Source organism: Puerhibacterium puerhi, from assembly GCF_009846865.1.
Taxonomy (GTDB): Bacteria; Actinomycetota; Actinomycetes; order Actinomycetales; family Cellulomonadaceae; genus Puerhibacterium; species Puerhibacterium puerhi.
Genome location: NZ_WUWN01000013.1, coordinates 56,121 through 76,850, shown reverse-complemented (window position 1 = coordinate 76,850; position 20,730 = coordinate 56,121). Strand labels below are relative to the sequence as shown.

The window sequence follows — 20,730 nt, the reverse complement described above, 5'->3', positions numbered from 1 at the left end:
GGGCTAGGGTCCCGAGGCATGAGCGCCGCCGCGGACCCGACCCCCGTCCCCGCCGACCCGACCCCGACCACGCCGCTGGACCCCGACGCCGCCGACCCGTTCGGCTGGCTCGAGGACGTCGAGGGCCAGGCCGCGCTGGCCTGGGTCCGCGAGCGCAACGCGCACGCGCGCCGCACGCTCGGCGCGGACCCGACCTTCGCCGCGACCGAGGCCGCCGTGCGCGAGGTGCTGGACTCCGACGCCCGCATCCCCGAGGTCGCCAGGATCGGCGACCGGTACTACAACTTCTGGCGCGACGCCGAGCACGAGCGCGGCGTGTGGCGGCGCACGACCCTGGAGTCGTACCGCTCGGCGACGCCCGAGTGGGAGACGGTGCTGGACCTCGACGCGCTCGGCGAGGCCGAGGGGGTCAGCTGGGTGTGGCACGGCGCGTCGATGCTGCGCCCGACGCCGGAGCAGCTCGCCGCCGGCGAGCCGTGGCGCCGCGCCCTGGTCGACCTGTCCCCCGGCGGGTCCGACGCCGACGTCACGCGGGAGTTCGACCTGGTCGCCAAGCGCTTCGTGCCGGCCGCCGAGGGCGGGTTCGAGCGGGCGGTGGTGACCGGCGGCGCCAAGGGCGGCCTGACCTGGGCCGACGAGGACTCGGTCTACGTGTTCACCGACTTCGGCGAGGGCACGACGACGCCGTCGGGCTACCCCCGGATCGTCAAGCTGTGGCGGCGGGGCACGCCGCTCGCGGAGGCCGCCACCGTGTACGAGGGCACGGCCGACGACATGTACATCTCGGCGCGGCGCTCGCGCACGCCCGGGTTCGAGCGCGACGTCGTCAGCCGCACCATCGCCTTCTACCGGTCCGAGACGTTCCTCGCCGACAGCGTCGGCACGCCCGAGCAGACGCTGACGAAGATCGACGTGCCCGACTCCGCGGAGGTCGGCTTCCACCGGGAGTGGCTGCTGGTCGAGCTGCGCGACGACTGGACGGTGCCCGGCCGCGACGGCGAGCGCACGTACGCCGCGGGGTCGCTCCTGGCGGCCCGGCTCGACGACTTCCTCGCCGGCGTGCGCGACCTGGCGGTGCTGTTCGCGCCCACCCCGACGACGTCGCTCGCCGGGGCCACGTGGACCCGCCACCACCTGGTGGTCAACGTGCTCGACGACGTCACCAACCGCCTGCACGTGCTCACCCCGCCCGACGGCGGCCCGTCGGACGCCGCGTGGACCCGCACCGAGATGCCCGCGACCGACCCGCTGGCGGCGGTCGGCACCCGCGCCGTCGACCCGGTCGACAGCGACGACGTGTGGGTGATCACCACCGGCTACCTCACGCCGTCGACGCTCGCGCTGGCCACCGTCGTCGGGCCTGACGGCGACGGCACCACCGGCACCACCGCCCCCGAGCCGCTCAAGGCGGCGCCCGCGTTCTTCGACGCCGACGGGCTCGTGGCCGAGCAGCACTTCGCCACCTCCGACGACGGCACGCGCGTGCCGTACTTCCTGGTCGGGCCCGCCGAGGCGCTGCACCCGCCCCAGGGCGTCCAGGGCACCGCGCCCACGCTGCTGTACGGCTACGGCGGCTTCGAGGTCCCGCTCACGCCGGGGTACTCCGGCACCGTGGGGCGGGCCTGGCTGCGCCACGGCGGCGTCTACGCCGTCGCGAACATCCGCGGCGGCGGCGAGTACGGCCCGGCCTGGCACCAGGCGGCGCTGCGGGAGCACCGGCACCGGGCGTACGAGGACTTCGCCGCCGTGGCGCGCGACCTCGTCCACCGCCGGATCACCACCGCGGCGCACCTGGGGGCGCAGGGCGGCTCCAACGGCGGCCTGCTCACGGGCAACATGCTGGTCCGCTACCCCGAGCTGTTCGGCGCGATCGTGGTGCAGGTGCCGCTGCTGGACATGAAGCGCTACTCCCACCTGCTCGCCGGCGCCTCCTGGACGGCGGAGTACGGCGACCCGGACGACCCGGAGCAGTGGGAGTTCCTGCGCACGTTCTCGCCGTACCACCTGGTCGAGGCCGGCCGCACCTACCCGCCGGTGCTGCTGACCACCTCGACCAAGGACGACCGCGTGCACCCCGGCCACGCCCGGAAGATGGCGGCCCTGCTGCAGGCCTGCGGCAAGGACGTCACCTACTACGAGAACGTCGAGGGCGGGCACGGCGGCGCCGCCAACAACGCCCAGGCGGCGTACATGAGCGCGCTGGCGTGGACGTTCCTGAGGCAGCACCTGGCCTGAGCCGCCCCGGCGGCCCCGCCGGCGGGTCCGACGCCGGACCCGCCGGCGGCGTCAGGCCGCCGCGCGCTCCGCGACGGCCTCGGCGACGCGGCCCAGGTTGGCCAGCCCGGCGCGGTGGTCGTCGGTGCTCGCCGGCGCCGACCGCGGCGCGGACAGCAGCGTGACGGCGTCCAGCCCGGACGCCGGCAGGCCGACGCGGCGCCACGGCTCGACGACGGTGCGCACCAGCTCGCCCAGCAGCGGCCCGGCGCACTGCGACACCTTCGCCGGCGGCAGGCCCGCCCACAGCCGGACGCCCTTCTCGGTCGCCCGGGCCAGCAGCTCCCAGGCCCGCTCGTTCCAGCCCTCGGGGCCCAGGCCGCCGAGGTCGAGGCCGACGGCGTCCGCGCCCGCGAGCACGGCGGGCGGCACGCCCACCCAGGTGGCGCCGAGGTGCACCACGGCGCTCGCGCCGGCGTCGTGCACGGCCTCGACGACCGGCTGCAGCCCCTCGACGATCTCGGGGCCGGGGACCGCCCGCAGCCGCGAGTAGCCGGAGAACGTGGGCAGCACGCCCGCGTGCACCTGGCCCAGCAGCGGCTCGGCGAGCTGCACCACCACCTCGGCGCCCGGCACCTGGGCGCGCACCTCGGCGACGTGCTCGCGCAGGCCCTCGGCGAGCGCCAGGCCCAGGTCGCGCCGGGCGCCCCGGTCGGCCAGCACGCGGTCGCCGCGCGCCGCGTACAGCTGGGCGGCGAGCGTCCACGGGCCCACCACCTCGACGGCGAACGGGCCGGCGTAGCCGTAGCCGGCGATCGCGAGCGCACCGAGGTCCTCGCGCCGGAACGCCTCGGCGCGGCGCAGGTCCATGCCGGGCCGGTCGGCGAGCTTCCAGCCGTGCGGGCCGAGCTCCACCGGCGTCTCGGCGAGCAGCGCCGCGGTGCGGCCGGTCGCGTCGGCGCCCGGGCCGCGCCCGTCGAGCTGCACCAGGAACGGGACGGCGCCCACCCCGGTGGGCAGCTCCGCCAGGTCGCCCAGCACGATCTGCTGCGCCTCGAGGACGTCGTCCTCGCCGCCGGGCCACGGGCCGTGGCCGCTCACCGTCACCATGCGTGGTCTCCTCGTCGTCCTGCTCGGGTGCTGCTCGGGTGCCCGCCTCCCGGTCGTGTCAGTACCAGCGCACGGTATGGCCGCCGCTGGTACTGACAGCTCGCGGGGGCGGGGCGGGGGTGGGCCGGCGCTGCCGGCGGGTCAGACGGCGACGGGCGCCGCGCGCCAGGCCCGGGACACCGTCGCCTGGCCGAGCACCTGCGTGCCGCGGTAGACGACGACCGACTGGCCCGCGGCGACACCCCGCAGCGGCCGCTCGGTGAGCGCCACCTCCAGCCCGGCGCCGCCGGGGACCGCCCGCACGCGCGCGCCGATGGCGGCGCCGTGCGCGCGCACCTGCACCTGCGCGTCGAACCACTCGCCGGCCCCGGCGCCGTCGGCCGCCAGCGCGCCGGCGAACCACACGGTCCGCTCCCCCGCGATCCGGTCGACGGTGAGCAGCTCGGCAGGCCCGACGACGACGGTGTTGGTGTCGGCACGCACGTCCACGACGTAGCGGGGCCGGCCGTCGGCGGCGGGCCGCCCGAGGCCGAGGCCGCGGCGCTGACCCACCGTGTAGGCGTAGGCGCCGTCGTGCTCGCCGACGACGGCGCCGTCCGTGTCGACCACGACGCCCGGGCGCGAGCCGAGCCGGTCGCGCAGGAAGCCGCGGGTGTCGCCGTCCGCGACGAAGCAGATGTCGTAGGAGTCGGGCTTGGCGCTCACCGACAGCCCGCGCCGGGCCGCCTCCGCCCGCACCTCGGCCTTGGACGCGAACCCGCCGAGCGGGAACATCGCCCGCTCGAGCCGCTCCGGGCCCATCACTGCCAGCACGTACGACTGGTCCTTCTCCGCGTCGGTCGCGCGGTGCAGCTCGCGGGCCGTGGTGCCGTCGGGCAGCTCGCGCGTGACGACCTGGGCGTAGTGGCCGGTGGCGACGGCGTCGAAGCCGAGCGCGGTGGCCTTGTCGAGCAGCGCCTCGAACTTGATGTGCTCGTTGCAGCGCACGCACGGGTTCGGGGTGCGGCCGGCCTCGTACTCGGCGAGGAAGTCCGCCACCACGGTGTCCTCGAAGCGCTCGGACAGGTCCCACACGTAGTACGGGATGCCCAGCACGTCGGCGGCGCGGCGCGCGTCGCCCGCGTCCTCGATCGAGCAGCAGCCGCGCGACCCGGTGCGGAACTGGTCGCGGTTGCGGCTCAGCGCCATGTGCACGCCCACGACGTCGTGCCCCGCCTCGACGGCGAGCGCCGCGGCCACTGCCGAGTCGACGCCGCCGGACATCGCCGCCAGCACCCTCATGCCGCACCCCCGGGCGTCGTGCGCGCCGGCGCGGCGGCCAGCGAGGCCGAGACGAGCCCCGCCGCCTGGGCCCGGGCGACCACCTGGGGCAGGGCGGCGACGAGCCGCTCGACGTCGGCGGCCGTGGACGTGGCGCCCAGCGAGAAGCGCAGGGCGCCGCGCGCCTCCGCCTCGGGCAGGCCCATGGCCAGCAGCACGTGCGAGGGCTGCGGCACGCCGGCCTGGCAGGCCGACCCCGTGGAGGCCTGCACCCCCGCGGAGTCGAGCAGGTACAGCAGCGAGTCGCCCTCGGCGCCCGGGAAGGTGAAGTGGGCGTTGGCCGGCAGCCGCCCGGCCGGGTCGGTCGCCGGGTCCGGGCCGCGCAGCACGGCGTCGGGGGCCGCGGCGCGCACGCCGGCGACCAGCCGGTCGCGCAGGGCGGTCAGGTGGGCGGCGCGCTCGGGGCGGTGGGCGACGGCGTCGGTGACGGCGGCGGCGAAGGCGCGGATCGCCGGCGCGTCCAGCGTGCCGGAGCGCACGCCGCGCTCCTGGCCGCCGCCGTGCAGCACCGCCTCCAGGGGCAGGTCGCGGCGGGCGAGCAGCGCCCCCACGCCGATCGGGCCGCCGAGCTTGTGGCCCGAGACCGTCATGGCGTCGACGCCCGAGGCGGCGAAGTCGACCTCGAGCTGGCCGACCGCCTGGACGGCGTCGGTGTGCACGGGCACGCCGTGCTGGTGGGCGAGCCGGACGACGTCGCGCACCGGCTGCACCGTGCCGACCTCGTTGTTGGCCCACATGACCGACACCAGGGCGATCTCCTCGGCGTGCGCGACCAGCTCGGCCCGCAGCGCCTCGAGGTCCACGCGGCCGACGGCGTCGACGGGCAGCAGCACGATCTCCGCACCGGCGTGGCCGGCCAGCCAGAAGGCCGGGTCGAGCACCGCGTGGTGCTCGACGGCGGAGACGAGCACCCGGGTGCGGCGGGTGTCGCCGCGCCGGCGGCCCCAGAAGATGCCCTTGATCGCCAGGTTGTCCGCCTCGGTCCCGCCGGCGGTGAAGACGACCTCCGACGGGCGCGCGCCCAGGGCGGCGGCGACGCTCTCGCGCGCCTCCTCCACCGCCCGCCGGGCACCGCGGCCCGCGGCGTGCAGGCTCGAGGCGTTGCCCACCCGCCCGGCCTCGGCCACGTAGGCCGCGAGGGCGGCGGGCGACATCGGGGTGGTCGCCGCGTGGTCGAGGTAGGCGCCGGCGTCGGGCTCGGGCGAGCCGGCCGGCAGCACGGGGGTGGTCACCGGCCCAGTCTACGAACCGCGCCGGCCCTGCCGCCCCGGGCGGGGCGGCAGGGCCGGCGGGAGCGGCGGGGGCGGCGCGGCTCAGCGCCCCCAGCGGCCGCGGGAGCGGCCGCCCGGGCCCCAGCCCTTGCCGCCGCGCGGCCACGGGAACGGCCCGGGGCCGTCCCAGCCGCGACCGTCCTGGTGCCCGGGGCGGTCGTCCGTGCCGGCCCGGTAGACCTGCACCGTCGCCGGGCGCGGGCCGCGCCAGGCGCCGGCCGGCGCCCGGTCGCCCTCCTCGAGGTAGTCCGGGAAGTACGAGTGCTGGTCGGCGAACGTGCCGTCCTCCCCCGGGTGCTGCACGTTGACGTAGACCATCCCGTCGCGGCTGTCCACGACCGGGCCGCAGGTCTCCGCCTCGCGCGGCACGGACAGGAACTGCTGGACGTGCCCGCGCTCGCGGCCGCTCAGCGGCACCTTGAACAGCCCGTCGCACCGCTGGATCGACGACGGCTGGCCGTCGGTGGAGATCCACAGGTTGCCGTCGGCGTCGAACGCGAGGTTGTCCGGGCAGGAGATCGGCGAGACCTTGTCGGCCGGGAAGCCGGAGAAGTAGGTGCCGGCGTTGGTCGCCGGGTCGCCCGCCACGAGCAGCAGGTTCCACCGGAAGGTCTCGGACAGCTGGTCGCCGCGGTCCTCGACGATCTCCACCACGTGGCCGTCGCGGTTGGCGGTGCGCGGGTTGGGCTCGGTGGGGCCCTCCTTGCCCGCCGCGCCGCGGTCGGAGTTGTTGGTGCACGCCACGTAGACGCGGCCCGTCAGCGGGTTGGGCTCCACGTCCTCGGGCCGGTCCATCTTCGTGGCGCCCACGGCGTCGGCCGCGAGCCGCGTGAACACGAGCACCTCGGCGACGCTCATGCCGGGCACGCGGGAGCGGCCGCCCTTGACCAGCGGGACCCAGCGGCCGGTGCCGTCGAACGCCCCGTCGGACGGCACGGCGCCGGAGCCGTCGATCTCCGCGGCCGGCGAGTCGCCCTCGAAGCGCGCGACGTACAGGTCGCCGGCCGAGAGCAGCTGCTTGTTGTGGGCGCGGGCCCGCGCGCCGGAGCCGGGACGGAACGTGTCGCGCGAGACGAACTTGTAGACGTAGTCGAACCGCTCGTCGTCGCCCATGTACGCCACGGCGTGGCCGTCCTTCGACAGGACGACGTTGGCGCCCTCGTGCTTGAGCCGGCCGAGCGCGGTGTGCTTGACCGGCGGGGCGGACGGGTCGTAGGGGTCGATCTCCACGACCCAGCCGAACCGGTGGCTCTCGTTCTCGTAGCCGGCGTTGCGGGCGTCGAAGCGCGGCTCGTCGAGCTCCCAGCCGTAGGACGTCGCGGCGTCGCGCAGGCCGTATCGGGCGTCGCGCGGGTCGGCGCCCGAGACCCGGAAGTAGCCGTGGAAGTTCTCCTCGCCGGAGACCACGGTGCCCCACGGGGTGGTGCCGCCGGCGCAGTTGTTCAGCGTGCCCAGCACGCGGGTGCCGCTCGGGTCGGCGGCGGTCTTCAGCAGGTCGTGGCCGGCGGCCGGGCCGTCGAGGACGAGCTCGGTGCCCACGTGGACGCGGCGGTTGTACCGGCTGATGCGGGAGTACTCCCACGGGGTGCCGGCACGGCGGCGGGTCACCTCGACCACCGACATGCCGTGCGCGGCCCGCTCGATCGCGCGGCGCGTGGCGGCGTCGTACGACTCGTCGAACATGATGGCCGGGTTGGTGTACTCGTGGTTGCTCACGAGGAGGCCGCGGGTGCCGCGCGAGCGGGCGGCCGGCGGCTTGGCCAGCTCCTTCGGGTCCGCGGGCAGGATGTCGAGGTAGTCGCAGTTGTAGCCGAACTGCAGCGCCTGCTGCCGCGGCGACTGCCGGGCCGGGTCGAAGGCGCGCCCGCCGGGCAGGATGGGGTCGCCCCAGCGGATGATCGGGGACCACTCGTAGCCGTCGGGCACCACGAGCGCGTCGGTGGCCGCCGGCTGCGGCGCGATGGCGCCGAAGGACAGGCCCTTGCGGCCCGCGGCGACGCCGCTGGCCGCCGGCGTCGCCGCGGCGCCGGGGGCGCCGGCGAGCTGCGTGCCCCCGACGACGACGGCGGCCGCGGCGGCCAGGCCGCCGAGCACGCGCCGGCGGGTCAGCGCGCGCGAGGCGACCTCGCGGAACGTCTCGTGGTCGGTGGGGTTCGGGACGGGGTGCGCGCACTGGTCGGCGCACTTGAGGCGGCAGGTGACGGGGCTGCGCTTGCCGCGGGCGTGGGAGGGCTGGGGCTCGAGCCGCAGCAGCGGGCGGGTGCCGGCCTGCGGGGTCTCGGGGGCGATCGTCATCGTGCGCTCCTGGGGGGCTGCTCGGGGCGACAAAACGGGGCACGCCGGGCGTGCTCCCCGGTGACGCTAGGCACCCCCGGTGGCGCCCGGCGGGCGCGTCCCTGAGCGCCCGGTGAACAGCCGGTGACCGTCGGGTGGCTGCCGCTACGGTGGCGCCGTGGACCACGTCACGAACCGGCTCGACGACACCCGCATCGCCTACCGCGTGTTCGGCGAGGGCGCGCCCGGCGCCCCCGCCGTCGTGCTCGTGCACGGCACGGCCCTGTCGCAGGCCATCTGGCGCGGGTTCGGCTGGGTGCGCGAGCTGCAGGCCGACCACCGGGTGGTCACCCTCGACCTGCGCGGCCACGGCGCCAGCGACAAGCCGCACGACGAGGACGCCTACGACCAGGCGCTGTTCGTCGGCGACGTGCTCAGCGTGCTGGACGAGCTCGGGGTGGCCCGCGCCCACGTCGTGGGCTACTCGCTCGGCGGGCGCGTCGGCTTCGAGCTCGCCGCCCACCACCCGCACCGGGTGGCCTCGCTGGTCACGCTCGGCGGCTCGCCGCGCACCGGCGAGGGCGCGTTCGACCGCACCTTCTTCCCCGGCTGCATCGACACCATCGTGGCGCGCGGCATGCAGGCGTTCGTCGACCGCTGGGCCGAGCACCTCGGCCACCCGCTCGACGCCGCCACCCAGGCGGCGCTGCTGCAGAACGACGCCGCCGCGCTGGCGGCCTACATGCGGCGCCAGGAGGAGGACGCCGGGGTGCCGGCGTCGGCGCTGAGCGGCTACCGGATGCCGATCCTCATGATCGCGGGCACCGAGGACCCGCCGCGGGTGCGGGCCGCGGCGCGCATGCAGTCGCTGCTGCCCGCCATGCCGGTGCGCCTGCTCGACGGCGCGACGCACGGCCGCACGCCCCGGCACCCGGACGCGCTGCCCACGCTCGTGGACTGGCTGGCCCGGCAGGACGCCGCCGCGCTCCGGCCCGACGGCGCCGCGGCGCCGTGACCCTCGACGTGCGGCGCGGCGGCCGCGCCCCGGTGCGGGCGGCGGTGGCCGCCCTCGCCGCGGTCAACCGCCGCCACCCGTGGAGCCACAACGAGCACTTCCACGGCTGGGTGGTGCGCCGGCTGCCGGGCCGCCGGCGGCGCGCGCTCGACGTCGGCTGCGGCACCGGCCTGCTGGTGGAGCGCCTGCGACGCCACGTCACCGAGGTGGTCGGCGTCGACCCCGACGCGACGATGGCGGCCGCCGCGCGCGCCCGCTGCGCCGGTGACCCGGCGGTCACGGTGCGCCACGCGGCGCTGGCGGACGTCACGGGCGAGGACGGCGGCTTCGACGTCGTCACCATGGTGGCGGTGCTGCACCACCTGCCGCTCGAGCCGGCCCTGGAGCACGCCGGCCGGCTGCTCGCCCCTGGCGGCCGGCTGCTCGTGGTGGGCCTGGCGCGCGTCGCCTCGCCGCTCGACGCCGCTGTCGACCTCGCCTCCGCCCTGCTCAACCCCCTGGTCGGGCTGGTCAAGCACCCGCGGCCGCTGCCCGCTCGCTCCCCCGAGGGTCCCGCGATGCCCGTGCGCGACCCCGCCGAGACCTACGGCGAGGTCGCCGCGGCCGCGCGCCGGGTGCTGCCCGGGGCGCGGTTCCGCCGGCGGCTGTTCTTCCGCTACACCCTGGAGTGGACCAGGCCGCCCGCCGGCGCCTGAGCGGGCTCAGCCGGTCACGCCTCGGCCGCGGCCGCCTTGTGCGCCCGGATCGCCGCGGCGGCCTGCGGCAGCACGTCCGCCAGGTCGCCGACGACGGCGAAGTCGCTGATCTCGAAGATCGGCGCCTCGGGGTCGCTGTTCACCGCCACGATGACCTGGGCGGCCTGCATGCCGCCGCGGTGGTGCGGCGCGCCGGAGATGCCCGCGCCCACGTACAGGCGGGGGGCGACCGTGACGCCGGTCTGGCCGATGTACCGGTCGTGCCAGCCCTCGAACACCGCGTCGCGGCTGGCGCCGACCGCGGCGCCGAGCGCGTCGGCGAGGTCGTTGACCGGGCCGAAGTCGCCGCCCGTGCCGCGCCCGCCGGCGACCACGACCGCCGCCTCCTCGAGCGTCGGGCGCCCCGCGGCGCGCTCGGCGGTCTCGCGCCGCACGACCGTGACGGCCGGGGCCTCCGGCTCGACGGGCAGCGCCTCGACCTCGGGGTGGCTAGGCTCGGCCGCCGCCTCGGCGACGACGGCGTTGGCCCGCACGGTCACGACCGCGGGATCGGTGGTCACCACCGACGCGGTCTCCCACGTGCCGGCGAAGACGCGCTTGGTGACCACGAGGCCCTCGTCGGCCCAGGCGACGTGCGAGGCGTCGACGACGAGACCGGCGCCGAGGGCGTGCGCCGCCACGGCGGCGGCCTCCTTGGCGGCGAAGCCGGCGGGCACGAGCACGACGTCGGCGTCGGTGCGGCGCACGGCGGCGGCGAGCACGGCGGCGACGACGGTGGCCAGGTGGCGGGACCCGGGGGCGCCCGCGGCGCCGACGAGCTCGGCCTGGTGGACCACCTCGACGCCGTGCGCGCCGAGCTGGGCCAGGGCCTCGACGCTGGGCGCCTCGAGGGTCACGACGTCGACGCGGCCGAGGGAGCGGCCGAGCGTGATGAGCTCGAGCGCGGCGGGGCGGACCTCGGCGGCCGGGTCGAGCAGGACGAGGGCGGTGCGGCGGCTCATGGGGGGTCCTCCGGCTCAGACCAGGTCGTTGCGGATCAGGAAGTCGGCCAGGGCCTTGCCGCCCTCGCCCTTGTCGACGACGAGCTCGACCTCGCCGCGCGGCGGGCGCGGGGCGGCGCGCAGCGTGCGCGAGCGGGCGCCCGCCGCGCCGACGGCGGCCGGGTCGACGCCGAGGTCGGCGGCCGTCCACTCCTCGATCGGCTTGGTGCGGGCGGCCATGATCAGCCTGAAGTTCGGCAGGCGCGGGGTGTTGGCCGTGTCGGCGACGGACAGCACCGCCGGCAGGGGGGCGCGCAGGGTCTCGGCGGCGTCGTCGACCTCGCGCGTGATCGTCAGCGCGCCGGCCGCGACGTCGAGCTTGACGGTCTTGGCGAACGTCAGGCCGGGGCGGCCGAGCTCGGCGGCCAGCAGGGCCGGCACCACGGAGCCGAGGCCGTCCAGCGCGGCCATGCCGGTGACGACGAGGTCGACGGGCGCCTCGGCCTCGAGGCGGCGCACCGCTGCCGCGAGCGCCGTCGTCGTGCCGAAGTAGTCCGAGCCGGCCAGCGCGTCGTCGGTCACGCGCACCGCCCGGTCCACGCCCATCTGGTAGGCCTTGCGCAGCGCCAGGTCCCCCGGCGGCGGCGCCACGGTGAGCGCCACGACCTCGCTGGCGGCGCGCTGGTCCTCGGGCAGCTGCTCGACGAGGCGCAGCGCCGCCTCGACCGCGTTCTCGTCCAGCTCGTTGAGCGAGCCCTCGGCCGGGTCGCGCACCACGCGCCCGTCGGCGAAGCGGCGGTCGGACGAGATGTCCGGGACGTACTTGACGAGGACGGCGATGCGCACTGGGGGCCTTCCGACGTGCTCAAGCGGGCGTGACGAGCCTACTCGGCACCACGCCGGCCGGGTCGCCGCGGGGACGTCGCGTGCGCCACGATGGGCGCCATGGACGGCACGGCCCAGCAGGCGACCCCGCAGGCGACCCGGCAGGCAGAGGCTCGCCCGGTGGTGCGCCCCCTGACGCGGCCCACGGCGCGGCGCTCGCACGTGCCGCCGCTGGGGGTGCACGCCACGGGCGACGGCGTGGACGTCGCCGTCGTCGCGTCGCACGCCACCGCCGTCGACCTGTGCCTGGTCGACGTCGTCGACCCCGACCTGCCGGAGCACGACCCCGCGCGCTACCGCGAGCGCCGCGTGCCGCTGCTCGGGCCCACCTACGGCGTCTGGCACGCGCACGTGCCCGGCGTGCGGCCGGGCCAGCGCTACGGGTTCCGGACCCACGGGCCGTGGGACCCGCGGGCCGGGCTGCGGCACAACCCCGCCAAGCTGCTCGTGGACCCCTACGCCCGCGGCCTCGTCGGCGAGCTGACGTACGGGCCCGAGACCCTCGGCGCGGTGGGCGCGCCGCGCTCGGCCGACCCCACGACGCCGGACGGGCGGTGGTGGGTCGCCGAGCGGTACGGGGAGCCGGAGCCGACCGACTCGCTGCCGTTCGTGCCGCACGCGGTGGTGCTGCCGCCCATGCCGTCCCCGCCGCCGCTGACCCGCCCCCGGGTGCCGTGGGCGGACACGGTGGTCTACGAGGCGCACGTGCGCGGCCTGACCATCGACCACCCGGACCTGCCGCCGGAGCTGCGGGGCACGTACGCGGGGCTCGCGCACCCGGCCACGGTCGCCCACCTGAAGCAGCTGGGCGTCACCACCCTGGAGCTGCTGCCGATCCACGCGTCGGCCTCGGAGCCGCGGCTGGTGGCGCACGGCCTGCGCAACTACTGGGGCTACTCGACGCTCGGCTTCTTCGCGCCCGAGGCGCGGTACGCCACGGCGGCCGCGCGCGCCGCCGGGCCGGCCGCGGTGCTCGACGAGGTGCGCGGCATGGTGCACCTGCTGCACGAGGCGGGCATCGAGGTGGTCCTCGACGTCGTCTACAACCACACCTGCGAGGGCGGCGACGACCAGCTCCACGTGAGCTGGCGCGGCCTGGACAACCCCGCCTACTACCTGCACGACGGCGCCTCCCCCGCCGCGCTGGCCGACGTCACCGGCACGGGCAACTCGCTCGACTTCCGCCGCGTGCGGGTGGTGCAGATGGCGCTCGACTCGCTGCGCTACTGGGCCGAGGTGGTGGGCGTCGACGGCTTCCGCTTCGACCTGGCCGTGACGCTCGGGCGCGGCACCTACGGCTTCGACGCCGACCACCCGTTCCTCGTCGCGCTGCAGACCGACCCGGTGCTCAGCGGCCTGAAGCTGATCGCCGAGCCGTGGGACGTGGGTCCCGGCGGCTGGCGCACCGGCCAGTTCCCGCCGCCGATGGCGGAGTGGAACGACCGGTTCCGCGACGCGGCGCGCGACTTCTGGCTCGCCTCGGCGGCCGCCGGCTCCCGCGGCGGGGCGATGGTGGGCGTCCGGGAGCTCGGCACGCGGCTGGCCGGGTCGGCGGACCTGTTCGGCCACTCCGACCCGCCGCTGGTGCGCGGGCCGGTGGCGAGCGTCAACTACGTGACGGCGCACGACGGGTTCACGCTGGCCGACCTGGTGGCCTACGACCGCAAGCACAACTGGGCCAACGGCGAGGACAACCGCGACGGCAGCGACGACAACCGCTCGTGGAACCACGGGGTCGAGGGCCATGCCGCCCCCGGCCAGGACGACGTCGCCACGGAGCCGTGGCACGCCGTCGTGCCGCTGCGGCGCCGCTCGCAGCGCAACCTGCTCGCCACCCTGCTGCTCGCCGCCGGGACGCCGATGCTCACCGCCGGCGACGAGCTCGGCCGCACCCAGCGCGGCAACAACAACGCGTACGCGCTCGACGACGCGACGTCGTGGGTGGACTGGGACCTCGGCGACGCCGACCGGGACCTGCTGGCCACCACGTCCGCCCTGCTGCGGCTGCGCCGTGAGCACCCGGCGCTGCGGGCCGACTCGTTCTACCTCGGGACGCCGCGTCCCGGCGAGACGCGGCCGGACCTGCTGTGGTTCGCCGAGACCGGCGAGCCCATGGACCGCGCCGCGTGGGAGGAGCCGGGGCGCCGGGTGGTGCAGATGCTGCGCCCGGGCCCGGGCGAGCGGGACGCCGACGTGCTGCTCGTGCTCAACGGCCGCCTCGACGACGCGGTGGTGACGCTGCCGCCGGTCCTGGCCGGAGCCGGGCCGTGGCGCCTGGCGTGGAGCTCGGCGTGGGAGGCGCCCGACCGGCCCGCCGACGACCTCGCCCCGGCGCCCGGCGACCGCACCACGCTGGAGGCGCTCAGCCTGCAGGTGCTCCTCGCGGCGCGCGGCTGACCCCCGCGAGACCCCCGCGAGACCCCCGCGAGACCCCTGCGGGGCCCACGGGGCCCACGGGGCCCACGGGGCCCGCGGGCGCACGCCCGGGGCTACGCTCGGCGCATGTCCACGGACGCCGACGTCGTCGTCATCGGGGCCGGCCTGGCCGGGCTCGTCACCGCCACCGAGCTCACCGCGGCGGGACGCCGCGTCGTCGTGCTCGACCAGGAGCCGGCCGCGAGCCTCGGCGGGCAGGCCTGGTGGTCGTTCGGCGGCCTGTTCCTGGTGGGCTCCCCGGAGCAGCGACGCCTGGGCGTGCGCGACTCCGCCGAGCTCGCGTGGAGCGACTGGCTCGGGTCGGCCGCGTTCGCCGACGGCGCGGACCGCGGCGAGGGCCCCGACCGGCACGGCTACGCCTGGGCGGAGCAGTTCGTCGAGTTCGCCGCGGGCGGCATGCGCTCGTGGCTGCACGAGCGCGGGGTGCGCTGGTTCCCGCTCGTGCAGTGGGCCGAGCGCGGCGGGTACCCCGCCGGCGGGCACGGCAACTCCGTGCCGCGGTTCCACGTCACGTGGGGCACCGGCCCGGCCGTGCTCGCGCCGTTCGTCGCGGCGGCCCGGCAGGCCCGCGACGCCGGGCTGCTGGAGATCCGCTTCCGCCACCGGGTCACCGACCTCGTGGTCACCGACGGCCGCGTGACCGGGGTCCGGGCCCAGGTCCTGGCCGACGACCCGGCCCCGGCCGGCGCCCCGTTCGGCGGTCGCGGGCGCCCGACGTCGCGCGACGTCGTCGGCGAGGTCGAGCTCGGCGCCCAGGCCGTCGTCGTCGCCTCCGGCGGCATCGGGGCCAACCACGACCTCGCCCGCGCCCGGTGGGACCTGACCCACGGCCGGCTGCCGCGCCGGATGCTCTCGGGCGTGCCCGACTCCACCGACGGCCTCATGCTCACCACCGCGGGCGCCGCCGGCGCCGCGCTGGTGCACGAGGACCGCATGTGGCACTACCCCGAGGGCATCGCGAACCACTCCCCCGTGTGGTCGCGCCACGGCATCCGCATCCTGGCCGGGCCGTCGGCGCTGTGGCTCGACGCCGACGGCCACCGCCTGCCCGCGCCGCTGTTCCCGGGCTTCGACGCGCTCGGCGCGCTCCAGCACCTCACCGCCCGCGGGGACGACCACTCCTGGTTCGTGCTCAACGCCACGATCATGGACACCGAGTTCGCGCTGTCGGGCTCGGAGCAGAACCCGGACCTCACCGGCCGCGACGTGCGGCTGCTCGCCCAGCGCGTGCTGCCGGGCGCCGTGGGGCCCGTGGCGCGCTTCGCGAAGGAGTCCCCGGAGTTCCTCTGGGCCGCCACCCCCGCCGAGCTGGCCGCCCGGATGAACGCCCTGACCGAGGCGACCCCGGGCTCGGCCGGCCACGTCGACGCGGGCGACCTCGCGGCCGCCGTCGACCTGCGCGACGCCCAGGTGGCCTCGGGGCTGGGCAAGGACCCCCAGGTCGTGGCCACCGCCGCCGCGCGCCGCTACCTGGTCGACCGGCGCATGCGCGTGGCGCCGCCGCGGCGGCTCACCGACCCGAAGGACGGGCCGCTGCTCGCGGTGCGGCTGTCCGTGCTCACCCGCAAGACGCTCGGCGGCCTGTGGTGCGACCCCGCCGGGCGCGTGCTGCGCCCCGACGGCGCGGCGCTCGAGGGGCTGTGGGCGGTCGGCGAGGCCGCCGGGTTCGGCGGCGGCGGCGTGCACGGGCACCGCGCGCTGGAGGGCACGTTCCTCGGCGGCTGCCTGCACACCGGCCGCGTCACCGGGCGGGCGCTCGCGGCGGCGCTCTGACCCGCCCGCCGCGGCCGTCCTCCGGCTCGCCTTCTGCCCCGCCTTCTGTCCCGCCTCCCGGCCCGCCTCCTGGATGCGCGTCCCACTGAGTGAGAAGGTTCCTTCCACCGGACGGGATCGTCGGGTACGTTCCTTCTCGCACACCATCCAGAGCGGCCGAGAGACCTGGCTCGTCGACGCCGCAGCAACCCTCGGGCAGCGCCCGAGTAGGTGCTAACGCCAGGACCGATGGAGATCCCGGATCCGTGTCGGTCGCGCGCACCCCTGCGCGGACGGCGGTCCCGGCTGCCGTCCGGCCTGCGCGGCCCGGGTCTCCTCGGACGAGGAGAAGGGACCGCCCGATGACCGCAGCGACGTCCGCCGTCCGCGCCCGCACCGCCGCCACGCCCCCGCGGCTGCCCGCCGACCACGACGCGCTGTGTCGGACGTTCCGGCCGCTGTTCGAGGAGATCGCCGCCGGTGCCCTGCGCCGCGACCAGGACCGCGAGCTGCCGTTCGAGCCGGTCCGCCGGCTCGACGAGGCCGGCTTCGGCACGCTGCGCGTGCCGGCCGAGCACGGCGGGCCGGGCGCCAGCGTGGAGACCGTCACGCGGCTGCTCGTCGAGCTCGCGGCCGCGGACTCGAACGTGGCGCACCTGTACCGCTCGCACCTCGGGTTCGTGGAGTCGCTGCGCTTCGCGCCCGAGCGCCTGCAGGCGGTGTGGTACCCGCGGGTCCTGGCCGGGCGCACCGTCGGCAACGCCTCCACCGAGAAGGGCGGCAACCGGCTCGGCACGCTGAGCACCACGCTGCGCCGCACCGCGGACGGCTGGGTGCTCGACGGCGAGAAGTACTACACGACGGGCACGATCTTCGCCGACTACACCCGCGTCTCGGCCGCGCTCGACGGGCAGGACGGGCGGCGCTTCGCCGTCGTCGCCACCGACGCGCCGGGCGTCACGGTGCTCGACGACTGGGACGGCTTCGGCCAGCGGCTCACCGGCACGGGCACCGCGCGGTTCGACGGCGTCCCGGTGCCCGAGGACGCGCTGTTCGACCGGGTGGCGGGCTCGCCGGAGGCCGTGCACGAAGCAGCCTTCTTCCAGCTCGTGCTGCTCGCCGTGCTGGCCGGGATCGCCCACGCCGCGCGGCGCGACGCCGCCGCCACGGTGGCCGCGCGGCGGCGCACGTTCAACACCGGGCTGGGCCTGCCGTTCGCCGAGGACCCCCTCATCCAGGAGGCGACCGGGCGGATCGCCGCGAAGGCCTACGCCGCCGAGGCGGTGGTGCTGCACGCCGCCCGGGCGCTCGACGACGGCATCGCCGCCGCCGCCCGCGTCGGGGCCGACCGCCCCGGCCACGACGGGCCGGTGCCCACCGAGCTGCACGACGGCGAGATCGCCGTCGAGCACGCGCAGGTCACCGTCCCCGAGCTCGCCCTCGGGGCCGCCCAGGACCTGTTCCTCACGGTCGGCGCGTCGGCCACGTCCACGGCCAAGGGCCTGGACCGGCACTGGCGCAACGCCCAGACCGTCGCCACCCACAACCCCATCGCCTTCCGCGCCCGCGCGCTCGGCGACTACTGGATCAACGGGACGCTGCCCGAGGGCCTCAACGCCATCGGCGACGCGCCCGCCCGCGCCCCGAAGGAGGCCGCGCGATGACCGCCGCACCCCCCACCCCCGCCACGCCGCCCGGCGGGCACGCCGTCGCCACGGACGCCGCGGGCGCCCCCACGGGCGCCCGGCCCTGGGCCGGCAAGCGCCGCGTGCTGGCCAGCGCCTTCGTCGGCACCACCATCGAGTGGTACGACTACTACCTCTACGGCACCGCCGCCGCGCTGGTGTTCAACGGCCAGTTCTTCCCCGACGCCTCGCCGCTGGCGGGGACCATCGCCTCGTTCGCCACGCTCGCCGTCGGCGTCGTCGTGCGCCCGCTCGGCGGCGTCGTCGCCGGGCACCTGGGCGACCGGGTCGGGCGCAAGTCCCTGCTCGTGGCGTCGCTGCTGCTCATGGGCGTCGCCTCCACCCTCATCGGCCTGCTGCCCACCTTCGCCCAGGTCGGCTGGTGGGCGGTCGCCGGCCTGGTGACGCTGCGCGTGCTGCAGGGGCTGTCCGCCGGGGCCGAGTGGGGCGGGTCGGCGCTGCTGAGCGTCGAGCACGCCCCCGCCCGCCACCGCGGCTTCTTCGGCTCCTTCACCCAGGTGGGCTCGGCGGCCGGCATGCTCCTGGCGTCCGGGTCGTTCTTCGCCGTGCAGCACCTGCTGACGGCCGAGCAGTTCGCCGCGTTCGGCTGGCGCCTGCCGTTCCTCGCCTCCGCGGTGCTCGTCGCCGTCGGGCTGTGGATCCGCCTCGGCGTGCACGACGCCCCCGAGTTCACCGCGATCAAGGAGGCCGGCGAGGTCGAGCGCGCGCCCCTGCGTGTGCTGCTGCGCGACCACCGGCGCGTGCTCGTGGTGACCATCGGGCTGCGGCTGGCGCAGAACGCCGTGTACTACCTCATCACCGTCTACCTGCTGAGCTACCTCACGTCCGAGCGCGGCGACTCCGAGGCCGGCGTCACCGCGGTGATGATCGGCTCGGCGGTGGGGCTCGTGACCGGGCCGTTCTGGGGCTGGCTGTCCGACCGCGTCGGGCGCAAGCCGGTGACGATCGGCGGCGTCGTGGCGATCGGTGCGTTCGGCTGGGTGCTGTTCGCGTTCGCCGACGCCGGCCCGCTGGCCCTGCTGCCGCTCGTGGTGATCCTCGGCATGAACCTCGCGCACGACGCCGTCTACGGCCCGCAGGCCGCCTGGTTCGCCGAGCAGTTCCCCGTCCAGGTGCGGTTCTCCGGCGTCACCATCGCCTACCAGGTGGCCACCGTGCTGGCCGGCGGCTTCATGCCGATGATCGCCGCCCTGCTGCTCGCCGCCGGCGGCGGGCGGCCCTGGCTGGTCGCCGCCTACCTGTCCCTGCTGAGCCTGCTGTCCCTGGCCGCCTGCGTCGCGGCCGCCGACCCCGCCGGCGTGCGGGCCCGCGCCGAGCGCGCCGCCCGCCGCGAGCCCGCCCTGTCCCCCGAGGGAGCCCTGTGACCCGCCCGATCCTGCTCAACGCCTTCGACATGATGGTGCCCGTCCACCAGTCCCCCGGGCTGTGGCGGCACCCGGAGTCGGGCGCCGCCCGGTTCACCGACCTGCGGTACTGGACCGACCTGGCCCGCACGCTGGACGACGGCGGGTTCGCCTCGCTGTTCCTCGCCGACATCCCGGGCGTCTACGACGTCTACGGCGGCGGGCCGCAGGCCGCCGCCCGCGGCGGCGTGCAGTACCCGGTGCTGGACCCGCTCGTGGCCGTGCCCGCGATGGCCGCGGCGACCCGCTCGCTCGGCTTCGGCGTCACCGCGTCGGTGACGTACCTCCAGCCGTACCTGCTGGCCCGCACGCTGGCCACGCTCGACCACTTCACCGGCGGGCGCGTGGCCTGGAACATCGTCACCAGCTACCAGGAGTCGGCGGCGCGCAACCTCGGCCTGGGCACCCAGATCCCGCATGACGAGCGCTACGACCGCGCCGACGAGTACATGGAGGTCGTCTACCGGCTGCTCGAGGGCTCGTTCGACGACGGGGCGCTGGTGCTCGACGCCGACGCGAACGTGGTGGTCGACCCCGCGCGGCTGCACCCGGCAGGGTTCGCGGGACGGTACTTCTCCGTGCCGGGCGTCGCGCTCGCCCCGCCGGGGCCCCAGGGCACGCCGCTGCTGTTCCAGGCCGGCGCCTCGCGGCGCGGCCAGCAGTTCGCGACCGACCACGCCGAGGCGGTGTTCTTCTCCGGCGGCACGCCGCAGCTGGTGCGCCGCTGGGTCGACGCGACCCGCGACGGGCTGGCCGAGCGCGGCCGCCCGCGCGACGCGATCAAGACGTTCGCCCTGGCCACCGTCGTCGTCGCGGACACCGACGCCGAGGCGCAGGCACGGCTCGAGGGGTACCGGGCGTACGTGGACACCGAGGCGGCGCTGGCCCTGTTCGGCGGGTGGACCGGCGTCGACCTCGCCGGGGCCGACCCCGACGCCCCGCTGGAGCACGTGGCCACGGACGCCAACCAGTCGGCGCTCGCGTCGTTCACCACCCTCGGCGACCGCACGTGGACGGTGCGGGACCTGGCCGAGTTCGTCGCGATCGGCGGGCGCGGGCCGGTGATCGCCGGCTCGCCCGGCACGGTGGTCGACGAGCTCGAGCGCTGGCAGCAGGAGGCCGACGTCGACGGCTTCAACGTCTGCGCCGCAGTGCGGCCGGCCGACCTCGAGCGGTTCGCGCGCCTGGTCTCCCCCGAGCTGCGCCGCCGGGGCCTGCTGCCCGACGCGCCGGACGGCGCGACGCTGCGCGAGCGGGTCATGGGAGGCGGCCCGCGCCTCGCGCCCGACCACGCGGGCGCGGCGTTCCGCGCCGGTGCGACGGCGGGCGCCCGGTGACCGCCCGGTGACCATCGGGTGACCGGCGCTGACGACGGGCGCGGGGCCGGGCAGGCCCGCCGAGACTTGCCGGGGCCGTGCGCGCGCGGGCGCCCACCTGCCTGGATACCGTGGCCTGCGTGACGACGCCGAGCCCGCGAAAGCGCTCCTCCACACCCTCGGACACGACCCCGCGCCCCGCGCCCCGCACGCGCGCGGCGAAGGCGGCGGCCGCGCCGCAAGGCGTGTCCCCGGCGCAGGACGGCGGCCCGGACGCCGCCGCGGCGGCGGCGCCGGCCGCCCCCAGGGCGACCCGCGCGCGGGCGGCGCGGGCGTCGAAGAAGGTGGCCGCC

Annotated in this window: 14 protein-coding genes and 1 riboswitch; of the genes, 8 read left to right on the top strand and 6 right to left on the bottom strand. The window is 77.1% G+C overall.

The genetic code is table 11. The features are described from left to right. Window positions 1–18: 18 nt before the first annotated feature. A complete protein-coding gene (locus GSF02_RS09325) occupies window positions 19–2,235 on the top strand; it encodes a prolyl oligopeptidase family serine peptidase (RefSeq protein WP_159795047.1) in 2,217 nt (738 codons plus the stop codon). A 51-nt stretch (window positions 2,236–2,286) separates the two neighbouring features. Here GSF02_RS09325 and GSF02_RS09320 read toward each other — a convergent pair whose 3' ends face one another. The 4 genes from GSF02_RS09320 to GSF02_RS09305 form a co-directional block, all read right to left on the bottom strand. Then, on the bottom strand, window positions 2,287–3,324 hold the full coding sequence (locus GSF02_RS09320; RefSeq protein WP_159795044.1) for a uroporphyrinogen decarboxylase/cobalamine-independent methonine synthase family protein: 1,038 nt from the start codon (window positions 3,322–3,324) through the stop codon (window positions 2,287–2,289). Window positions 3,325–3,465: 141 nt separating this feature from the next. Continuing rightward, window positions 3,466–4,605, bottom strand: a complete 1,140-nt coding sequence (gene mnmA, locus GSF02_RS09315) for a tRNA 2-thiouridine(34) synthase MnmA (protein ID WP_159795041.1) — start codon at window positions 4,603–4,605, stop codon at window positions 3,466–3,468. Beyond that, window positions 4,602–5,876, bottom strand: a complete 1,275-nt coding sequence (locus GSF02_RS09310) for a cysteine desulfurase family protein (RefSeq protein WP_268892861.1) — start codon at window positions 5,874–5,876, stop codon at window positions 4,602–4,604. Before GSF02_RS09310 ends, mnmA begins: the two co-directional genes overlap by 4 nt. A gap of 81 nt (window positions 5,877–5,957) precedes the next feature. Further along, window positions 5,958–8,210: a PhoX family protein gene (locus GSF02_RS09305; RefSeq protein WP_159795039.1), complete on the bottom strand. Its 2,253-nt coding sequence runs from the start codon at window positions 8,208–8,210 to the stop codon at window positions 5,958–5,960. Window positions 8,211–8,367: 157 nt separating this feature from the next. Here GSF02_RS09305 and GSF02_RS09300 point away from each other — a divergent pair, with 157 nt between their 5' ends. Together GSF02_RS09300 and GSF02_RS09295 are read left to right on the top strand one after the other, a co-directional pair. Continuing rightward, entirely contained in the window at window positions 8,368–9,204 is an 837-nt protein-coding gene (locus GSF02_RS09300; protein ID WP_159795037.1) for an alpha/beta fold hydrolase, read from the top strand. Next, window positions 9,201–9,899, top strand: coding sequence for a class I SAM-dependent methyltransferase (locus GSF02_RS09295; protein WP_235915471.1), 699 nt, complete (start codon window positions 9,201–9,203; stop codon window positions 9,897–9,899). The genes GSF02_RS09300 and GSF02_RS09295 overlap by 4 nt, the downstream gene beginning before the upstream one ends. 14 nt (window positions 9,900–9,913) lie before the next feature. On the opposite strand, the gene GSF02_RS09290 is transcribed toward GSF02_RS09295, so the two are convergent. After that, entirely contained in the window at window positions 9,914–10,900 is a 987-nt protein-coding gene (locus GSF02_RS09290) for an electron transfer flavoprotein subunit alpha/FixB family protein (RefSeq protein ID WP_159795035.1), read from the bottom strand. Between the two features lie 15 nt (window positions 10,901–10,915). Next, entirely contained in the window at window positions 10,916–11,725 is an 810-nt protein-coding gene (locus GSF02_RS09285; RefSeq protein ID WP_159795033.1) for an electron transfer flavoprotein subunit beta/FixA family protein, read from the bottom strand. 99 nt (window positions 11,726–11,824) lie between these two features. Here GSF02_RS09285 and glgX point away from each other — a divergent pair, with 99 nt between their 5' ends. From glgX to GSF02_RS09260, 5 genes are all read left to right on the top strand, one after another. Continuing rightward, entirely contained in the window at window positions 11,825–14,161 is a 2,337-nt protein-coding gene (gene glgX / locus GSF02_RS09280; RefSeq protein ID WP_235915470.1) for a glycogen debranching protein GlgX, read from the top strand. A gap of 105 nt (window positions 14,162–14,266) precedes the next feature. Beyond that, window positions 14,267–15,973 carry an FAD-binding dehydrogenase gene (locus GSF02_RS09275; protein WP_159795029.1) on the top strand — a complete coding sequence of 569 codons (1,707 nt, stop codon included), beginning with the start codon at window positions 14,267–14,269 and terminating at the stop codon, window positions 15,971–15,973. A gap of 140 nt (window positions 15,974–16,113) precedes the next feature. Beyond that, a riboswitch (SAM riboswitch) is annotated at window positions 16,114–16,208 on the top strand. A 106-nt stretch (window positions 16,209–16,314) separates the two neighbouring features. Further along, window positions 16,315–17,616 (top strand): acyl-CoA dehydrogenase family protein, encoded by a 1,302-nt coding sequence (locus GSF02_RS09270; protein ID WP_159795027.1) that lies wholly within the window; start codon window positions 16,315–16,317, stop codon window positions 17,614–17,616. Next, the gene (locus tag GSF02_RS09265; RefSeq protein ID WP_159795025.1) at window positions 17,613–19,022 is read left to right on the top strand and encodes an MFS transporter; all 1,410 of its coding nucleotides are present in this window, start codon (window positions 17,613–17,615) and stop codon (window positions 19,020–19,022) included. The genes GSF02_RS09270 and GSF02_RS09265 overlap by 4 nt, the downstream gene beginning before the upstream one ends. Continuing rightward, window positions 19,019–20,398 (top strand): LLM class flavin-dependent oxidoreductase, encoded by a 1,380-nt coding sequence (locus GSF02_RS09260; protein ID WP_159795022.1) that lies wholly within the window; start codon window positions 19,019–19,021, stop codon window positions 20,396–20,398. Before GSF02_RS09265 ends, GSF02_RS09260 begins: the two co-directional genes overlap by 4 nt. Window positions 20,399–20,730 lie beyond the last annotated feature (332 nt).